The following is a 17,892-nucleotide window of genomic DNA, read 5'->3' on the forward strand; positions in this document are numbered from 1 at the left end:
TGTTGTTGTATTTCTAGTGTATGAAATCTTACAATTTCATATTCAAGTGAAAAATATGTGAACGTTAACAAATTTGTAAAGTGCAAAAATTACAATCATTTTGTATAATAGAAGAAACAACCGTTAAATAAAATATAATGAGTGAAAGGGGAGGGAACATAAATGCCAAATTGGTTTAGAAAAACCTTAGTCGCATTAATTACCGTATTTACGTTTGGTTTAGTGACGCCTCCTTCCATATTACTTGATAATGCTAAAGCTGCGGACAAGCCTACGAGCACAGCTGGGCAACAAAATTTGGAGAGTACGTCCTATACATATGAAGAAACGAATGATAGGTTAACCACCGATACTTTTGTTAACTATGCGATGCAAGAAGCAGAGAAGCAATCTATGCAAAAATTTGGCTCTAAAATTGGGCCTGTAATTGAAGATGAATTTAAAGATGTTGTATTACCTAAAATTGAAGAGGCAATTGCGGAACTTGCAAATGATGTACCAGAAGAATCGTTACAATCATTAGCGATTTCTCAAAGACCAGCTGGCGGAAATAATGAAAAGATTTTTCATGTTTATGACACGAAATCAGGAAATGACTTACTGCGATTTCATGTAAGGAGAGATCATCCACCGCAAGATGGATATTATTTTAATTTCCACTATCATCGTTTTGATGATGGATACTCAGGACACCATGAGTTAGGAAATATTTATTGGAATACGAATGTACCGCCGAAATGGTTGTCTTAATGAAGAACAAGAGAAAATCTTGTTCTTTTTTTATGTGTATGAAAGGGTAAGACATTTATGCTGTTGAATAACATAGGTTTAGGAAAAAAACAAAGGGAGTCTGGGAATGCAAAAATACATTGTTTTTGACTTTGATGGCACGTTAGTAGATTCACAAAATATATTTGTACCAATTTATAATCAACTTGCGGAAAAGCATGGATATAAGACAGTTAGTGAGGAAGAAATCGAGCCTTTACGAAAACTGACTATTGCTGAAAGATGTAAACAACTCGATGTACCACTGTATAAATTACCGATATTAGCGTTAGAGTTTTATAAATTATATCAACCTGCTATAAAAGATCTCGTTTTATTCCATGGGATGAAGGATGTTTTAGATGAATTACATAAAAAAGGCTACGGGATTGCGGTTATATCTTCGAACTCAGAAGAGCATATTAGGGCATTTTTACGTAATAATAGAATAGAAAATATTCAAGAAGTGTATTGTTCTAAAAATTTGTTTGGTAAAGATAAAATGATAAAAAGATTTTTAAAGTCGAAAAAGCTAACAGAACAAGATATGTTGTATGTCGGTGATGAACAACGTGATATTGCAGCTTGTAAAAAAGCTGGTGTGAATGTCATTTGGGTTTCGTGGGGGTATGACGTAATTGAGACGGTAAAAGGAGACGCGCCAGATTACATGGTTAATACGCCAGGGGAAATTGTGCAAGTAGTACAGGCAGCACATTCTTAATATAAATAAACTTCGAGCAGGTATTCATCATATTGAATTTTGGGTTGCAAAGTTTCTTGCGGGTAATAAGGTGAAGGTTATACGTAGTCCTATTGAAATGAATCATTATTCGGATGGTTATACAATAGACTTTTATGACCCGAATGGCTTTATTGTAGAGGTTGCGTATACACCGAATACAGAAATGTAAGGAGAATAGACATGAAGATAATTACAACGTGGAAAAACAGTATACAAATAGTAAAAAATGCCGCAAACATTGAAGAAATCTCTAAAGGTTTCTCTCCTGATAAAAAATATATTATTACGACTACTGATGATGAAAAATATTTATTACGGGCAGGCAATATAAAAGAGTATGAAAGAAAGAAAATAGAGTTTCAAATTTTAAAAGAAATGCAAAAACGAAACGTACAAGCACAAAGACCGATTGAACTCGGTATGTTGGAAGAAGTAGGTTTATGCTATAGTGTTTTTTCATATTTAGAAGGGGAAGATGCGAAAAATCTGTTACCTACATATACGCCAAGAGAACAATATAATATTGGTATAGAAGCAGGAAAAGACTTAGCAACAATGCATACACATGAAGCTCCTAAGGATATACTCCCATGGTATGAAAGAGCAATGAAAAAACATAGAAAATATTTAGAGGCATATAAAACATGTGGAATAAAAATAAAAAATGATGATAAAATTATTAAGTTTATAGATGAAAATGAAATGTATGTACAAAATCGCCCAAATCGATTTCAACACGATGATTTTCATTTAGAAAATATAATTGTGCGGGATGGGAAATATGTAGGTGTTATTGATTTTAATGGTTATGATTGGGGCGACCCACTTCATGATTTCGTAAAAATTGCACTATTTGCAAGGGACATTAGTATCCCGTATTCAATCGGACAAATAGAAGGATACTTTAATGGTAGAATACCAGAGGAGTTTTGGAAATTATATGCGGTGTACGTTGGCATGACGGTTTTCTCTTCAGTTGTTTGGTGTTTACGAGCAGCGCCGCATATGTTAGATGATACGTTAGAACGTCTTACTATAGTTTTAGAGGATCATAAAGACTTTGAGTTATCAAAGCCAATTTGGTTTGATGGTGAAATAATGAATAGAAAATAAGGATAGCAGGTGGGAGATCTCACACCTGCTATTTGTAAATAACTCATGAGATAATCTCTTTACATACTATATATGTAGTTTTTTTATGAAGGAATGAAAACCTTGACGTCTACTTTATAATATAAAAAGGGGGTGGACTATTGAAAATCAGGCAAGGCAAATATGAAGAAATAAAATTACGCGATAGAATTCCAGGAATGGTTGAATATATAGAGGACACAATGCTACCTACTGGTTTTCACTATTACATTCCTCCTCACTGGCATAGAAGTATTGAAATTAGCCTAGTCGTATATGGAGAAGTTTTCTTGTATGTGAATGGGCAAAAAAAGAAAGTATCCGCTGGCGAATTTATTTTTGTAAATAGTGGCGATGTTCATGAATTCGAAAAAGTTAAAAATACAAGTTGTGCAGTAATGATGTTAATTATTTCTTATGAATTTCTTAAAGAGGTAAATGGAGATTTTGAAAAATATAGATTTAATATAAAAGAATCAGTTGTTCAGAAAACTAGCCTCCAGCAAATGTTTTATGAATTAAAGGAGTTAGTCACAAATTCTGATGATTTAAGTTACATAAAAATTAATAGTTTAATTTATGAAATTGTTTATATTCTATTGCGATATTGCAAAGATGGAGAGAGTATAGACAATCATTATCAACTTGGAAATAAACAGAAAGAAATGATTACGTATATTTATAAACATTATGATGAAGAGCTTAAACTGAAAGATGTGGCTAAACATTTTTTTGTAAGTGAAGAACATTTTTCACGTATGTTCAAAAAATCATTCGGATCAAATTTCACCACTTTTTTAACGAGATACAGGCTCTATAAAGCGTATGAAGATATTATTAGAAGTAAAAATTCTATACAAGATATAGCAGTAAAACACGGATTTCCAAATGTAAAATCATTTATTTCACAGTTTAAAGAGAAATATGGATATACACCATTACAGTATAGAAAAAATATCATATCAAAAAATGCCTATAATTGCATCAAATATAAACAACAATAAAAAAACGTTCCATGTTACATTTTGTACATGGAACGTTTTTTTATTTAGTAATAGTAAATGAAGTGAGATTCAATAGAGATATATCTAATCCGAAGAAATGAAAGCGTTTAAAACAAGGGAGGATGAATACTAGATGACTAGAAAATATGACTTAAGCCTATTAGAAAAAATTCAAGAAAAACAAGAAACCATCAATGTACAGGGGGCAAAAGTTTTAGTAAAAAATATACCAGATTGTGATGAAAAAGGAGCGATGGATTCACGCCTTTATAAGGACACGAAGGTTCAAATGAATGTAATGAGGTTTATGCCTAAAAATATGATGAAAATGGACGCTTCTGAAAAATCGGTAAGGAATATGCGAAAACAATTTAATGGGATTAAAAGTGTTCCAATTGTCACTAAAGACATTAATATTACGTATAAAACAGTGAAAGCGGAAGATGGATATGATATTCCGATAAGAATTTATAACAGTGTTTCTAAACAGGAAAATGCGCCAGTTTTATACTTTATTCATGGTGGTGGATTCATGGCAGGATCACCAGATGTAGTGGAAGAACTTGTGAAATTGATAGTAGAAAAAACAGATATATTAGCCGTTTCTGTGGATTATCGATTAGCTCCGGAAAATCCTTTTCCAACTGGGCATACAGATTGCTACACTACTTTAAAGTGGATTTATGAAAATGCTGATACATTAGGCGGGGATAAGAATAATATCTTTGTGGCAGGTGATAGTGCAGGTGGGAACTTAACACAGTATTGTACAACTAAAGATATGGAAGATGGTAGAAACCTCGTTAAAGGACAACTGCTTCTGTATCCTACACTTAATATGTGTGACTATGAAGACGAGTTTTATTCTTGGAGTATAGATAAGTATGAGATTGCTCCGAAATATAAAAAAGGATTAGAAAAAATGCTTAATGTGATGCATTCAATGGCCGGAGGGATGGCAGAAATACTTGGGACGCAAGAAATTAATTCGAAGTATTTAAGTCCATATGTTGATGTATCTCCAGACTATCCATGTACATTTATTACGGTAGGAGAACATGATTTTTTAATGATAGAATGTTTGGCGTATGCAGCTAAATTGACTAAAAAAGGAGTGGATACTGAAACAGTCCTCTATCGTGGTTTAGGGCACGCATATGGAGATAATGTAGGTGTCTATCCTCAAAGTGAAGATTTAGCGATTGAGATGGGGAGTTTTATATTAAAACATAGTGGGAAGTAGGGGAAATGATGAAAAATAAAAAAGTGATAGTAAGTCTAACTTTCGCTATTTTACTATGCATATTCGCATTTGCAGACCTACAGATATCCCATAGTTTATATGAACCAACTAATAAAATCGCTCTTTTTTTACAAGCTATAGGAGAAATTCCAGCGATGCTTATTGCCTTATTTTCTAGTATGTATTTATTTAAAACTAGAAAGAATAAAGGTTCAAGAGGGTATTATCTATCTGGAATTGGCTATGGAGTAATCATTCTTTTGTTCGCTTTCATAGCTTCATTTATGCTAGTACATTATTTAACTATTTCAAAAATATCGATTCCAATTTTTATGCTTTGCTTTATTGTAGCTTGTTATATGATTTCTAAATCATGGAGTAAATACGATGATGCAAAATTGAGAGACATTGCATTAATTGGATTATTAAGTGTAGTTATTGTGTTAATTACATTTAATCTAATAAAACTAGGATGGGGTAGAGAACGCTATCGTCATATGATTTCTATTGGATCATTTGAAGGATTTTCAAAATGGTTTATACCTCAAGGAATTGCTAAAAGTGATGAGTTTATGTCATTCCCTTCAGGCCATAGTGCTAATGCAGCGTTGGTCATTTGGTTTAGTTTATTACCAGAATATTTCGCTTCACTAAAAAGAAAAAAAATAGGTGTTTGGATTCTCATTCTTTTATGGATGATACTAGTACCAATGAGTCGTATTATGGTAGGAGCTCATTTTGCTTCAGATGTTACAGTTGGAGTCGCTATTTCAGTAACTGTGTTTATGTGTTTGAAAAAATTTATATGGAGAGATAAGAAAAATAAACGCACCAATAATAATGATGTTCTTCCACATTCATTGAATCGGTGATAAGAAAGTCTTGTCCGTTGAGGGAATATATAATAATTAATGCATCGCTTGTTCATTAAGCTGTTTTGATAAATGAGTTAGTATTTGGGTTATCCTCATTTCATTTATTAAATTCAATAATAGGATTATAGGTTTCAGGGTGGATTTCTAATTTCAAAATAATAGAGGGAAGAGTAATCTTTCCTCTATTTAATTTGTTATTTAATTTTCGTAAATGTAAGAGGCTGAGTACTTAAAGTTGCAGGTACATGTAATTGAAGAGCCGGGAATTCACCATTTACATTCATATCATAAGCGAATAAAAGCCCCATTTTCATTTGGAACAAACTAATTGATGCTGAGAAGATGTCGTAATGATGGTGCTGTAGTTTAATTTCCGTATCCATGAATTGTACATGTAAGGAATCATCTTGTTTGTATATTTTCAGTGTTCCATAAGCAGGGTGCTCAAAAGTTCCAGTGTAGTCATCTAATGTATGAGAAGGGGTAGTCCCATTTATTGCTTCAGGAAGTGATTCAGTTGCCTCTTTCATCATTTCTTTCATTTTTTCACTATCTTCTATAGCACGTTCATGCCAGTCGATATATTCTAGTCCGAGAAGTTCGTCGTAAATATGTTTTGTAATATAAGTAGGGAGTAAAGTTTGTCCAGAATTTGTTAGCACGATAACACCGATATTCTCGTTGGGCATAAATGACGCAAGTGCAGAAAATCCATCAATATTACCGCCGTGATGAATCAGTTTATAACCGCGGTAAGCGCTAATAAACCAACCGAGTCCGTAGCTATTTAATGGTGATTCAGTCGTTGATAACATTGGCTGATCTGGAATTGGAGTATGCGGTGTATACATTTCTTGGAGTAGTTCAGTAGAAATCAAATCATGATTTTCTGTTTTTCCTTTGTTTAAATGAAGTAGAACCCATTTTGCCATATCTTCAATGGTAGAGTTAATACATCCAGCTGCTCCAACGGTATCGATATTTCGGAATGGAATTTCTTTCATTTCACCATTATCTTCAGTGTAAGGTAATGCGTAATCATCTGTATGTTGTGAGTCTGTAACAGAGAAGTTTGTATGCCTCATATTTAAAGGTTCTAAAATATGTTCTGTAACGTATTGCTCCCACGTTTGATTCGTAATGCTTTCCACAATATAACTAATTGTCGCATACATTAAGTTGTTATAAAGAAATGCTGTGCGGAACGGTGCATCAAGTGATAAATGTTTTATTTTTTCTACTATATCTTTTCGAGTTAAAGAAGAGCTGTACCAAAGAGCATCATGACGACTTACCCCAGTACGATGAGAAGCTAAGTCTCGTCCTGTAACTTGTGAGCTAGCAAGTAGTTCAGATAAAGAGAAGTTAGGTATATAACTCTGGACAGGAGTATCCCAATTAAACTTTTTTTGCTGTGCTAATAAACTTAATGAAAGTGTGCCAAAAGCTTTCGTTGAGGAACCAATTGCGAACCGAGTACTCGGTGTAACAGCCTCTTTTGTCTCTATATTACGATAGCCGAAACCTTCCGAAATAATAACTTCACCGTCTTTGATAACAGCTACAGCAGCGCCAGGAACGTGTAAATCCCTCATCATCTTCTCAACCTTATGTTGTAACGTACTTAAAACAGGAGTTTTGATTTTAGACATGCTTCCAACCTCCAAATATAATTTTTATGTTCCGCACTATACTTTCTGTAATAGAAAAGTGAAAACCTTTTTTAATATTGAAAGTTAATAATTTTGTAAGAAATATTGAAAGAATTTTTATTAATTTGGATTATTAAATTCACTGTTTTTCATGTTATGATAAATCTCATATAAGATTGAAAGAAGGTTTTCCTACATATGAAACATGCTGAATATGAATACTTAAATTTATGCCGTCATGTAATGGAGCACGGTACGAAGAAAGAAGATCGTACAGGGACAGGTACTGTATCTGTATTTGGATATCAAATGCGTTTCGATCTAAGTAAAGGATTCCCTTTATTAACTACCAAGAGAGTCCCATTTCGCCTTGTAGCAAGTGAACTGCTTTGGTTTATGAAAGGTGATACAAATATTCGTTATTTATTACAACATAATAATAATATTTGGAATGAATGGGCGTTTAAGAGCTGGGTAGAAAGTGACGAGTATAATGGCCCTGATATGACAGATTTCGGTCTTCGCTCTCAACAAGATGAGGAATTTAAGAAGCAATACGATGAGCAAATGGAATTGTTTAAAAAGAACGTTCTAGAAGATGATGATTTTTCGAATAAATATGGTTATTTAGGAGATGTATACGGAAAGCAGTGGCGAGCTTGGAAAACGACAGCTGGTGAGACGCTTGATCAGCTAAAAGATGTAATTGATATGATTAAAAAAACGCCAGATTCACGTCGCCTAATTGTTTCTGCTTGGAATCCTGAAGATGTACCGAGTATGGCTTTACCGCCTTGTCATACGCTATTCCAGTTTTATGTAGCAGATGGAAAGCTTTCTTGTCAGTTATATCAAAGAAGCGGTGATATTTTCCTTGGCATTCCATTTAACATTGCAAGCTATTCACTTTTAACACATTTAATTGCACATGAATGTGGTCTCGAAGTAGGAGAGTTTGTTCATACAATTGGTGATGCACATATTTATACAAATCATTTTGAACAAGTAGAAAAGCAGTTGGCACGTGAACCACGTCCGTTCCCTAAACTTACATTAAATCCAGATGTGAAATCTGTGTTTGATTTTGAAATGGACGATTTAACTATTGAAGGATATGATCCACATCCAGCAATTAAAGCACCAGTTGCAGTGTAATTGTAGAGGAGATGAAAAGATGATTATTTCATTTATGGTCGCAATGGACGAAAATAGAGTAATTGGTAAAGATAATAAATTGCCTTGGCATTTGCCAAGTGAATTACAGTATGTGAAGAAAACGACAATGGGTCACCCGCTTATTATGGGAAGAAAGAACTACGAAGCGATTGGTAGACCACTGCCAGGAAGACGTAATATTATCGTAACTCGCAATGGAGAGTATCATGTTGAAGGTTGTGAAGTTACTCATTCTGCGGAAGAAGTGTTTGAGCTATGCAAAGATGAAGAAGAAATCTTTATTTTTGGAGGAGCGCAAATTTATGATTTATTCTTACCGTATGTGGAGAAATTGTATATAACAAAGATTCATCATGCGTTTGATGGAGATACATTCTTCCCGGAAATAGATATGACTGATTGGAAAGAAGTTTTTGTGGAGAAGGGCTTAACGGATGAAAAAAATCCGTACACGTACTATTATCATATTTATGAAAAGCAACAATAAAAAAAGATTGATGTGAGCATTCACATCAATCTTTTTATTTATATTATTAAATGTATCTTTATAGAGGGGATTCGATAGTGCTATAATGAGAGTTAGCATGTATAGAATGCTATAAATCTTTAGAAGTACGCTATGTGATAAAAGGAGGAGAATCGGTTGAGAAAAATATGGGGGATTCTTTTTCTTTGCTTAACATTCATGCTAGTTGGATGCGGTAAAGAAGAAAAACCACAAGAAGCGTTTGATACATATGTAAAAGCATGGAATAAACAAAAATTTGCAGATATGTATGATCAATTGTCAGAAAATGCAAAAAAAGATATTTCAAAGAAAGAGTTTACTGAGAAATATGAAAAGATTTATTCTGGCATTGAAGTGAAAGACTTAAAGGTAGAAACAGGGGAAGTAAAAGAAGATAAAAAAGATGAAGGCCCTGTTCCTTTTAAGGTAAGCATGGATACAGTTGGTGGTAAAATTACTTTTGGACATGAAGCAAAAATGGTGAAAGAAAAAGATGGAGATAAAGAATCTTGGAAAATAGATTGGACTCCTGATTTCATTTTCCCTGGCATGACAAAAGATAGTAAAGTGCGTATGCAAACAACACAACCAAAACGTGGTGAAGTTTACGATCGTAATGGAAAAGGTCTTGCAACGAATGGGAAAGCTTCTGAAATTGGAATCATTCCAGAAAAATTAGATGATACTGCTCCACAAACGAAAGAAACAGTAGCGAAGTTGTTAAATATGTCTGTAGAAGAGATTGATCAAAAACTAGCTGCTAAATGGGTAAAACCAGGGTATCTCGTACCAATTGGAATTTTGCCTGAGGGAGCAACGCAAAATACGTACATTGATTTACCAGGTGTTGCAACAAAGCCTGTAAATGTTCGTACATATCCGTTAGGGGAAGCGGCAGCTCATCTAACTGGTTATATCGGAAAGGTAAATGCTGAAGATTTAAAGACGCTTCAAAAGAAAGGTTATCAAGCCGATGATCCAGTTGGTAAAGCTGGTTTAGAGCAAGTATTGGAAGAACAGCTGCGCGGGAAAAAAGGTGGTCGTGTCTTCATGGAAGATGCGCAAGGAAAAGAGATTAAAAATTTAGCGAAAACAGATGCTGTTGATGGAGAAAATGTAACTTTAACTATTGATAGTGCTACTCAAGAAAAAATTTATAATGAAATGAAAGGAGAGGCTGGATCTAGTGCTGCAATTAATCCGAAAAGCGGGGAAACGATTGCACTTGTAAGTAGTCCAGCTTACGATCCTAATCTTATTGCAAGAGGGACATCAAAAGCTCAACGTGAAGCTTGGAATAATGACCCGAAAAAACCGATGACGAATCGATTTACACAATTATCGGTTCCGGGTTCTGTATTTAAGCCAATTACAGGTGCAATTGGACTTGAAACAAAAACAATCGATCCGAAAGAAGAATTGAAAATTGAAGGATTGAAATGGACGAAAGATTCTTCTTGGGGCAATTATTACGTAACACGTGTAAAAGATGCAAATCCGATTGATTTTGATAAGGCAATGAAATACTCGGATAATATTTACTTTGCACAAGAAGCTTTGAAAATTGGAAAAGATAAATTTATGGCTGAGGCGAAAAAATTCGGATTTGATGAGAAATTACCAATTGAATACGGATTCCCAGTTTCTAAAATCGCAAGTGATGGCATAAAAAATGATATTCAAATGGCAGATACAGGATATGGACAAGGACAAGTCTTAATGACCCCTCTTCATTTAGCTTTAACGTATGCACCGATTGTAAATGATGGAACGATTCCGTCGCCATATCTTATTAAAACAGATAAACAACCAAAGGCCTGGAAAGAAAATGTGATTTCTAAAGGAACTCAAGATATATTGAAAATGGCTTTAACGAAAGTAATTAACGATCCAGATGGTACGGGGAAAATTGCAAAAATTGATGGTATGACTCTTGCTGGTAAAACAGGAACAGCAGAATTAAAAGTATCAAAAGAGGCAGAAGGAAAAGAACTAGGTTGGTTCGCTGCGTTTGATTTAAATTCACCTGATATGGTCATTACAATGATGATTGAAGATGTAAAAGGTAGAGGTGGAAGTAATATTCCGGCTGAAAAAGTGAAACATGTTTTTCAAAAGTAGTAATTGATGAAGACTATCTCCATGAAATATGGAGGTAGTTTTTTTATTTGATTAAAACCTTAATATTTATATACAAAAACTAACTGAAATAATATAACTTATTAACTTACGAAAAAAAAGCAGCTATTTTTTTATTGACAGCCATTAAAACTTTTTGTATTATACTTACATAAGGTAAGTTATTTACTATAAAATAATAAATCTCAAATTAAAGATAAATTTGAAAAAGGGAGATAATACAATGACAAAAGTACTATTTATTACAGCAAATCCAAATTCAGCAGAAGGTTCTTTCAGTATGGCAGTAGGGGAAGCTTTCATCGAAGCATATAAAAACGAACATCCACAAGACGAAGTTGTAACAATTGATTTATTCAATACAACTGTACCAGCAATCGATGCAGACGTATTCGCTGCTTGGGGTAAATTTGCAGCAGGCGAAGGATTCGAAACTTTAAGTGAAAATCAGCAACAAAAAGTTGCAGCAATGAACAATAACTTAGAAACATTTATGCATGCAGACCGTTATGTATTCGTGACTCCAATGTGGAACTTCAGCTACCCAGCAGTAGTGAAAGCATACTTAGATAACTTATCAATTGCAGGCAAAACATTCAAATATACTGAAAATGGTCCAGTTGGCTTACTAGAAGGCAAAAAAGCACTTCATATTCAAGCTACAGGCGGCGTTTACTCTGAAGGAGCATACGCATCTATGGACTTCGGTCGCAATCACTTAAATGCATTATTAGGATTCATGGGTGTATCAGACACTGAATATATTGCAGTTGAAGGAATGAATGCAAATCCTGAAAAAGCACAAGACATTAAAGAAGCAGCAATTGTAAATGCACGCGAATTAGCAAAACGTTTCTAATATAGAAAACTTCAAAATGTCCAAACACTTGTTGTTTGGACATTTTTTCTTCTTTTTCCTTCGTTTGTCTAGTATAATGAAGGTCGGAATGATAATAGGTGGGGGTTCTGTATGATTCAAACGTTTTTTAAAATCTTTTATTTAATTTTAATCGTAATTGCGATTACACCAAGATTGTGGCGTATAAAAAGAAAAGCAAATGCGATGTCACCGCAAGAAAAAGATAGTGTTGTGTATAAAACCACAAACTGGTTTGGTAAGAAAATGGTGGGTGTAACTGGATCGACTGTAGAAGTAAAGGGACTTGAAAATGTTCCGAAAGACAAGCCAGTGCTAGTTGTAAGTAATCATCAAAGTAATATGGATATTCCTGTTTTACTAGGTTACTTAAATAAGCCAATTGGATTCGTTTCAAAAGCGGAAATTAAAAAGTTTCCGGTTGTACCAACATGGATGGAACTAATGAATTGTGTGTTTATGGACCGCAGCGATCGCCGTCAATCTCTTAAGGCAATTAAAGATGGAATTGAACTGTTAAAGAACGGGCATTCTATCGTAATTTTTCCAGAGGGAACGAGAAGTAAGGGTGGCGAAATCGGTGAGTTTAAAGCAGGGAGTTTTCACCTTGCTGTAAAATCTGGCGTATCTATATTACCAGTAACTTTAGATGGTACATATAAGATGTTTGAGGCTAATGGAAATCGTATGAAACCAGCTCATGCAACATTAACAATTTCTAAGCCAATTACACCTGAAGAATATGCAAGTATGGATGCTAAAGAGTTAACCCAGCATACAAAAGATATTATTGCATCTCAATTACATAAGTAATAAAAAAAGTTTCAGCTTAAACAAGCTGAAACTTTTTTTATGCTGCGGGTAAGACATAAAACAGTACGCAGAAAAACATCATTGTACTACCGCCTAGTACGAAGAGATGCCAAATGGCATGATTGAACGGAAGCTTTTCCCAAAGGAAGAATATAGCTCCGACAGAATACAAAATGCCGCCTATTAATAGTAGTGAGAAGCCGTGACCGGTTAAATTTTCATAAAGGGGTTTAATGGCAACGATGATGAGCCAACCCATAATGATATAACATAATGTTGATGTTTTAATAAAGCGACGAACAAAGAAGATTTTGAAAATAATTCCACCAATCGCAAGGGTCCAAATAATTGCGAGTAAAGTCCAACCGAGCGGGCCACGCAGTGTAATGAGTAGAAATGGTGTATACGTGCCGGCAATTAATAAATATATGGCGGAGTGATCTAAAATGGTAAATAACTTTTCTACTTTTGGATGATGGATACTATGTAGCAGTGTAGAAAATAAGTATAGCAAGAACATGCTTACGCCATAAACGGTAAAACCAACAACAGCAGATGCTGTACCATGTTTGGAAGCATGAATAATTAATATGATTAAGGCAGGGATGCTTAAAATGGCACCGATACCATGGGTAATTGCATTCGCAATTTCTTCTTTTACAAATTGGGTCATTCTTGTAATTTTTTGCGTCATAATGTTAATCCCTTTCACTGTATTGAGATAAGTTATATTTTCCTTAACCATATCATATACAAAAGGAATAGAAAATGATATTTGTATAATTGATTTTATTTTTGAATTTTTTTGACAAAAGACAACGGATACATTGACGTTTACAAAATTTTTTGACAAAATGAACTTATGGAATAGTAGGACAAGAATCTACTTATGAAGGGGATGGGGAAATGTTTTCAAATATTGGCTTTCCAGGGTTAATTTTAATTTTAGTAGCAGTGTTAATTTTATTCGGACCAAAAAAGTTACCGGAAATTGGGAAAGCTTTAGGGGAAACGTTAAAAGAATTTAAAAAATCAACAAAAGAATTGACTGATGAGGCATTTCAAGAGAAAGAAAAAAATAAATAAAAGAATATGATGAAGTTTTTCTAGGAATGGATAAATAAAGTGTGGTGAACGAGATGGAAGATCGGGAAATGAGCGTAGTAGAACATATTGTTGAGCTTCGCAAACGAGTAATATATACAGTATTATCCTTTGTATTATTTTTAATTATTGGATTTACTTTTACGAAGGATATTTATTTTTGGCTTGTAAAAGATTTACCAATGAAATTAACTGTTCTCGGTCCAAGTGATGTGTTGTGGATTTTTTTCTTGATTGCTACAGTATTTGCTATCGTTTGTACAATTCCTTTTGCTGCGATACAAATTTGGTTATTTGTAAAACCAGGTTTACATCCCAATGAACAAAAAATGACATTAATGTATATACCGGTATTGTCTATATTATTTATAGCAGGCCTATCTTTCGGTTATTTTATCGTTATGCCATTTTTATTTCATTTCCTAACTACAATTGGTAATGAGATGTTTAATACAATGTTTACAACGGAAAAATATTTTCATTTCGTATTAAATTTAACAGTTCCGTTTGCTGTTATATTTGAATTACCTGTAGTTGTTATGTTTTTAACGAGTATAGGTCTTCTGACGGCAGAATTTCTTCAGAAAATAAGAAGATATGCTTATGTCGTGTTGATTATAATTGCATCGTGTATATCGCCGCCAGATTTTTTATCACATAGTTTAGTAGCGGTACCGCTTATTTGTATTTATGAAATTAGTATCGCTTTATCAAGGATAGTTAGTAAACGAAAACAGAAAAGAGAAGAAGAAACACAGTCGAAAAGTGCCTCGTTATAAAGGCACTTTTTAATTTATCCCGCTATTTGTGGGCAGTAAGACTCCCACCTCAAAATTCGGCGAATGCGAGGAAGTTAGGTGGGAGATAACTACCCGTAAAAGCTCGATTGGTGAAGGCTAATAATCAGTGGGGGTGGACAAAACCCCCAACTGATTAAAGTTTCACTTTATTTGTTATACTCTAGCTATAATTGTATACAATATATAGAAGAAAAAAATTATAGAATCTCCAAAATTTAGACAAACTTTTCATTTTTATAAGTTTATACTGAAGTTATCAAGCTATATATGGGTAATAAGACTCCCGTCTTAAAGTATATATAGGACAGGGTTCGAATTAGGTGGATATAAATGAAGTATTAACTTCTAAACGGGGGCAGTTTAAGGATATTTTAGTATTCATAGGAAACCTACACTAAAAAACGTGTTAAAGAATAAAGTGGAGGAAGTTCAAAAATCCAACGAAAAAGAGGATTGATATTGTGATTACGAAAAGTTTTTATTTCACTCATGCAACAGGGAATTGTATTAAAATATTTGAAATCCCTGTCCTACAAACACAGCATCCATTAGCGTTTCTAATTCAGTCTCGTCTTCAATTGTTTATTGCAAAAATTCAAAAACATAAAAACCCAAGAGTCTCGTACTCTTTCCGTGAATATTTACAAAGTTGTTTGAAGTGGAATGATTATTCAAATGTATATAAAACAAATACTCTTGAAAAGAATGCATAATACACAGCAGGGACAGAGTTAGGTAGGCTCTGTCTTTTTCATTTTAGGTATAAAAATATAATTAATTTGGTGAAATTTATTCGAAATTGTTGAAAGCATCAGGAATGCTAGTATAATAACAGGGAGAGCGTATTCGAAAGGGAAGAATATAATATGCAAAAAATTAAAATTGTAACAGATTCAACGGCAGATTTAACTCAAGAAGTGATTGAGAAGTATGATATTCATGTTTTACCATTATCTATTTCTGTAAATGGACAAACATACTTAGATCGCGTTGATTTACAACCAGATGAATTTATTGAAGAAATGGCGAAATCAGAAGAATTACCAAAAACATCACAACCAGCTATGGGTACATTTGTAGAAATGTATGAAAAGTTAGGGGAAGATGGAAGTGAAGTACTTTCCATTCATATGACAGGTGGAATGAGTGGCACAGTTGCAACAGCAAATAGTGCTGCATCAATGACAGATACGAAAGTAACAGTTGTTGACTCTCAATTCATTAGCCATGCATTAGCATATCAAGTAATTGAGGCTGCTAAAATGGCAAGAGAAGGAAGTTCATTAGAAGCTATTTTAAAACGTATTGATGAAGTGAGAAAAAATACTCGTTTATACGTAATCGTAGATACATTAGAAAACTTAGTAAAAGGTGGGCGCATTGGTAAAGGTAAAGCACTTATTGGTTCTTTACTTAATATTAAACCAATCGCAAGTTTAGAGGGCGGCGTATATAATCCGGTAACGAAAGTACGTAGCCAAGGGCAGATTGTAAAAACATTGGCTAAAATATTCGAGGAAGATACTGCTGGAAAAGTGGTGAAGGCTGTTGCAATTCCACATGCTAAAGCAATTCCTTTAGCAGAAAGTGTAAAAGCTGCTGTTGAAAAAGTGAATGGATTCACTCAATCAGAGATTTTCTATACAACACCAGTTATCAGTACTCATACAGGACCAGGAGCAATTGGTTTTATGTATTTAGCAGAGTAATAAAAAAGCTACTTGAAATGAATTTTCAAGTAGCTTTTTTATGTGTATATGAAGTAAGAAATGAGAAGGGCAATACAGGCGCTTCCGCTAATGATATAGCGAGTCTGTAAATAATCTTTCATGGAAAACACCCTTTTCGATTTTTTAAAGTATATGATAAATTACTCGGAAAAATTAGTTCTATTATACAGGAGAGGTTTCTGTAATTTTTACGGGTTCTTTATCTGAGACAATAGGGCTATAAGTGAAAGTTTGGCCTAAAAAGAGAACATGTAGTTGTTCCCACGGTAGCATTCGTAAATTCCAGTTATTTCGTAGTCGTGTTACGGCTTCCCTTGGTGTTTCATCTGCTAAAGCAAAAGTACCGTAGTGCATTGGAATGAAATGTGTAGCTTTTATATCTAGATAGGCTTGCACAGCTTCTTCTGGTGAAACGTGAGACACTTTCATAAACCATTCTGGTTCATAGGCACCAATTGGCATAAGTGCAATATCGATTGAAAAACGTTTGCCGATTTCTTTAAATCCTTGGAAATAACCACTATCACCACAAAAATAAATGGTTTCTGAAGAAGTCATATTATCAATGATCCATCCTCCCCAGTGAGAGGTATTCATATCAAATAATGTTCTTCTCGTCCAGTGCTGGGCAGGTACGAAGTGAAAAGAGACTTCATCAATTGTTGTACTTTCCCACCAATTGTATTCTTCTACATTGGTGAATTTTTTACGAGTAAATAATTTTTTTAGCCCAATAGGAACTAGGTATAAAGTATCATCGTTTAGTTGACGAAGAGATGAAAAGTCTACATGATCGTAATGACCGTGTGAAATAAGAACGATATCGATTTTAGGTAGTTCTTTTATAGTGAGCCCAGGCTCAGTAAGTCGTGGAACTAACTTTAATTTATTAGCCCATACTGGATCTGTTAAAATATTTAAGCCGTTCGTTTGAATGAGAAAAGTTGAATGACCAATCCATGTGACAGTCGTTTTTTCAAAGTTATTTAGCAGAAATTTACTTTGTTTAACAGGTGATTGTTCTACTAGGAAAGAAAAGTCTTTTTTGTTTTGCTTTCTCTCTTTACGCCAGCGTAAGAAGGAGCGAATTGATTTTTTTGTACTTACATTATCCATATTTTCATAGCGCTTAGCCATGAACATCACCTCATTTAAAATCGTTGTAGTTGTATTGTACCGAAATGTTGTTAAGGAATACAGTGTTTAACATGGATTAATGTTTAAGTAATTGTAAAAAAATAGGGAGATTTTTTTACAAATTTAACAATGAACTTTGTTTCGCAAATAATGGTTAGAGAAATAATAGTAGTAAAATATATTTTGTCTA

The 17,892-nt window shown here is 33.9% G+C and carries 18 protein-coding genes and 1 pseudogene; 16 read left to right on the forward strand and 3 right to left on the reverse strand.

Annotated elements, in window-relative coordinates; translation table 11 throughout:
* The first annotated feature begins 162 nt into the window (after positions 1–162).
* The 7 genes and pseudogenes from JTF23_RS03880 to JTF23_RS03910 all read left to right on the forward strand — a co-directional run bounded on the left by JTF23_RS03880 (position 163) and on the right by JTF23_RS03910 (position 5,763).
* Entirely contained in the window at positions 163–750 is a 588-nt protein-coding gene (locus tag JTF23_RS03880) for a YpjP family protein (RefSeq protein WP_002031682.1), read from the forward strand.
* Positions 751–856: 106 nt separating this feature from the next.
* Entirely contained in the window at positions 857–1,492 is a 636-nt protein-coding gene (locus JTF23_RS03885) for an HAD family hydrolase (protein WP_002158023.1), read from the forward strand.
* A gap of 43 nt (positions 1,493–1,535) precedes the next feature.
* Positions 1,536–1,682: pseudogene (locus tag JTF23_RS28430) on the forward strand (VOC family protein); the annotation flags it as partial.
* Positions 1,683–1,693: 11 nt separating this feature from the next.
* On the forward strand, positions 1,694–2,626 hold the full coding sequence (locus JTF23_RS03895; protein ID WP_016104730.1) for an aminoglycoside phosphotransferase family protein: 933 nt from the start codon (positions 1,694–1,696) through the stop codon (positions 2,624–2,626).
* A gap of 140 nt (positions 2,627–2,766) precedes the next feature.
* A complete protein-coding gene (locus JTF23_RS03900; protein ID WP_204208154.1) occupies positions 2,767–3,648 on the forward strand; it encodes an AraC family transcriptional regulator in 882 nt (293 codons plus the stop codon).
* Between the two features lie 133 nt (positions 3,649–3,781).
* Positions 3,782–4,891 (forward strand): alpha/beta hydrolase, encoded by a 1,110-nt coding sequence (locus JTF23_RS03905; protein WP_204208155.1) that lies wholly within the window; start codon positions 3,782–3,784, stop codon positions 4,889–4,891.
* Positions 4,892–4,899: 8 nt separating this feature from the next.
* Positions 4,900–5,763: a phosphatase PAP2 family protein gene (locus JTF23_RS03910; protein ID WP_204208189.1), complete on the forward strand. Its 864-nt coding sequence runs from the start codon at positions 4,900–4,902 to the stop codon at positions 5,761–5,763.
* A gap of 197 nt (positions 5,764–5,960) precedes the next feature.
* Here the strand turns inward: JTF23_RS03910 and JTF23_RS03915 are convergent, their stop codons facing one another.
* A complete protein-coding gene (locus tag JTF23_RS03915; RefSeq protein ID WP_204208156.1) occupies positions 5,961–7,418 on the reverse strand; it encodes a serine hydrolase in 1,458 nt (485 codons plus the stop codon).
* Positions 7,419–7,616: 198 nt separating this feature from the next.
* Between JTF23_RS03915 and JTF23_RS03920 the strand changes: the two genes are divergently transcribed.
* The 5 genes from JTF23_RS03920 to JTF23_RS03940 all read left to right on the forward strand — a co-directional run bounded on the left by JTF23_RS03920 (position 7,617) and on the right by JTF23_RS03940 (position 12,931).
* The gene (locus tag JTF23_RS03920; protein WP_016104733.1) at positions 7,617–8,573 is read left to right on the forward strand and encodes a thymidylate synthase; all 957 of its coding nucleotides are present in this window, start codon (positions 7,617–7,619) and stop codon (positions 8,571–8,573) included.
* Between the two features lie 19 nt (positions 8,574–8,592).
* A complete protein-coding gene (locus JTF23_RS03925; protein ID WP_204208157.1) occupies positions 8,593–9,081 on the forward strand; it encodes a dihydrofolate reductase in 489 nt (162 codons plus the stop codon).
* Between the two features lie 156 nt (positions 9,082–9,237).
* Positions 9,238–11,223 carry a penicillin-binding transpeptidase domain-containing protein gene (gene pbpC, locus JTF23_RS03930; RefSeq protein WP_204208158.1) on the forward strand — a complete coding sequence of 662 codons (1,986 nt, stop codon included), beginning with the start codon at positions 9,238–9,240 and terminating at the stop codon, positions 11,221–11,223.
* Positions 11,224–11,464: 241 nt separating this feature from the next.
* The gene (locus tag JTF23_RS03935; RefSeq protein WP_204208159.1) at positions 11,465–12,100 is read left to right on the forward strand and encodes an FMN-dependent NADH-azoreductase; all 636 of its coding nucleotides are present in this window, start codon (positions 11,465–11,467) and stop codon (positions 12,098–12,100) included.
* A 111-nt stretch (positions 12,101–12,211) separates the two neighbouring features.
* Positions 12,212–12,931: a lysophospholipid acyltransferase family protein gene (locus tag JTF23_RS03940; RefSeq protein ID WP_002158013.1), complete on the forward strand. Its 720-nt coding sequence runs from the start codon at positions 12,212–12,214 to the stop codon at positions 12,929–12,931.
* A gap of 37 nt (positions 12,932–12,968) precedes the next feature.
* Here JTF23_RS03940 and trhA read toward each other — a convergent pair whose 3' ends face one another.
* Positions 12,969–13,625, reverse strand: a complete 657-nt coding sequence (gene trhA / locus JTF23_RS03945) for a PAQR family membrane homeostasis protein TrhA (protein ID WP_002118985.1) — start codon at positions 13,623–13,625, stop codon at positions 12,969–12,971.
* 212 nt (positions 13,626–13,837) lie between these two features.
* Between trhA and JTF23_RS03950 the strand changes: the two genes are divergently transcribed.
* From JTF23_RS03950 to JTF23_RS03965, 4 genes are all read left to right on the forward strand, one after another.
* A complete protein-coding gene (locus tag JTF23_RS03950; protein ID WP_002012719.1) occupies positions 13,838–14,017 on the forward strand; it encodes a twin-arginine translocase TatA/TatE family subunit in 180 nt (59 codons plus the stop codon).
* A 53-nt stretch (positions 14,018–14,070) separates the two neighbouring features.
* Positions 14,071–14,814 carry a twin-arginine translocase subunit TatC gene (gene tatC, locus JTF23_RS03955; RefSeq protein ID WP_033716731.1) on the forward strand — a complete coding sequence of 248 codons (744 nt, stop codon included), beginning with the start codon at positions 14,071–14,073 and terminating at the stop codon, positions 14,812–14,814.
* 482 nt (positions 14,815–15,296) lie between these two features.
* Entirely contained in the window at positions 15,297–15,548 is a 252-nt protein-coding gene (locus JTF23_RS03960; protein WP_002158010.1) for a DUF2535 family protein, read from the forward strand.
* A 153-nt stretch (positions 15,549–15,701) separates the two neighbouring features.
* The gene (locus JTF23_RS03965) at positions 15,702–16,544 is read left to right on the forward strand and encodes a DegV family protein (RefSeq protein ID WP_002158009.1); all 843 of its coding nucleotides are present in this window, start codon (positions 15,702–15,704) and stop codon (positions 16,542–16,544) included.
* A gap of 183 nt (positions 16,545–16,727) precedes the next feature.
* Here JTF23_RS03965 and JTF23_RS03970 read toward each other — a convergent pair whose 3' ends face one another.
* Positions 16,728–17,702: an MBL fold metallo-hydrolase gene (locus tag JTF23_RS03970; RefSeq protein WP_002158008.1), complete on the reverse strand. Its 975-nt coding sequence runs from the start codon at positions 17,700–17,702 to the stop codon at positions 16,728–16,730.
* Between the last annotated feature and the right edge of the window lie 190 nt (positions 17,703–17,892).

Origin of the sequence: Bacillus sp. RIT 809, assembly GCF_016892495.1 — a bacterium.
GTDB classification, from domain to species: Bacteria; Bacillota; Bacilli; order Bacillales; family Bacillaceae_G; genus Bacillus_A; species Bacillus_A cereus_U.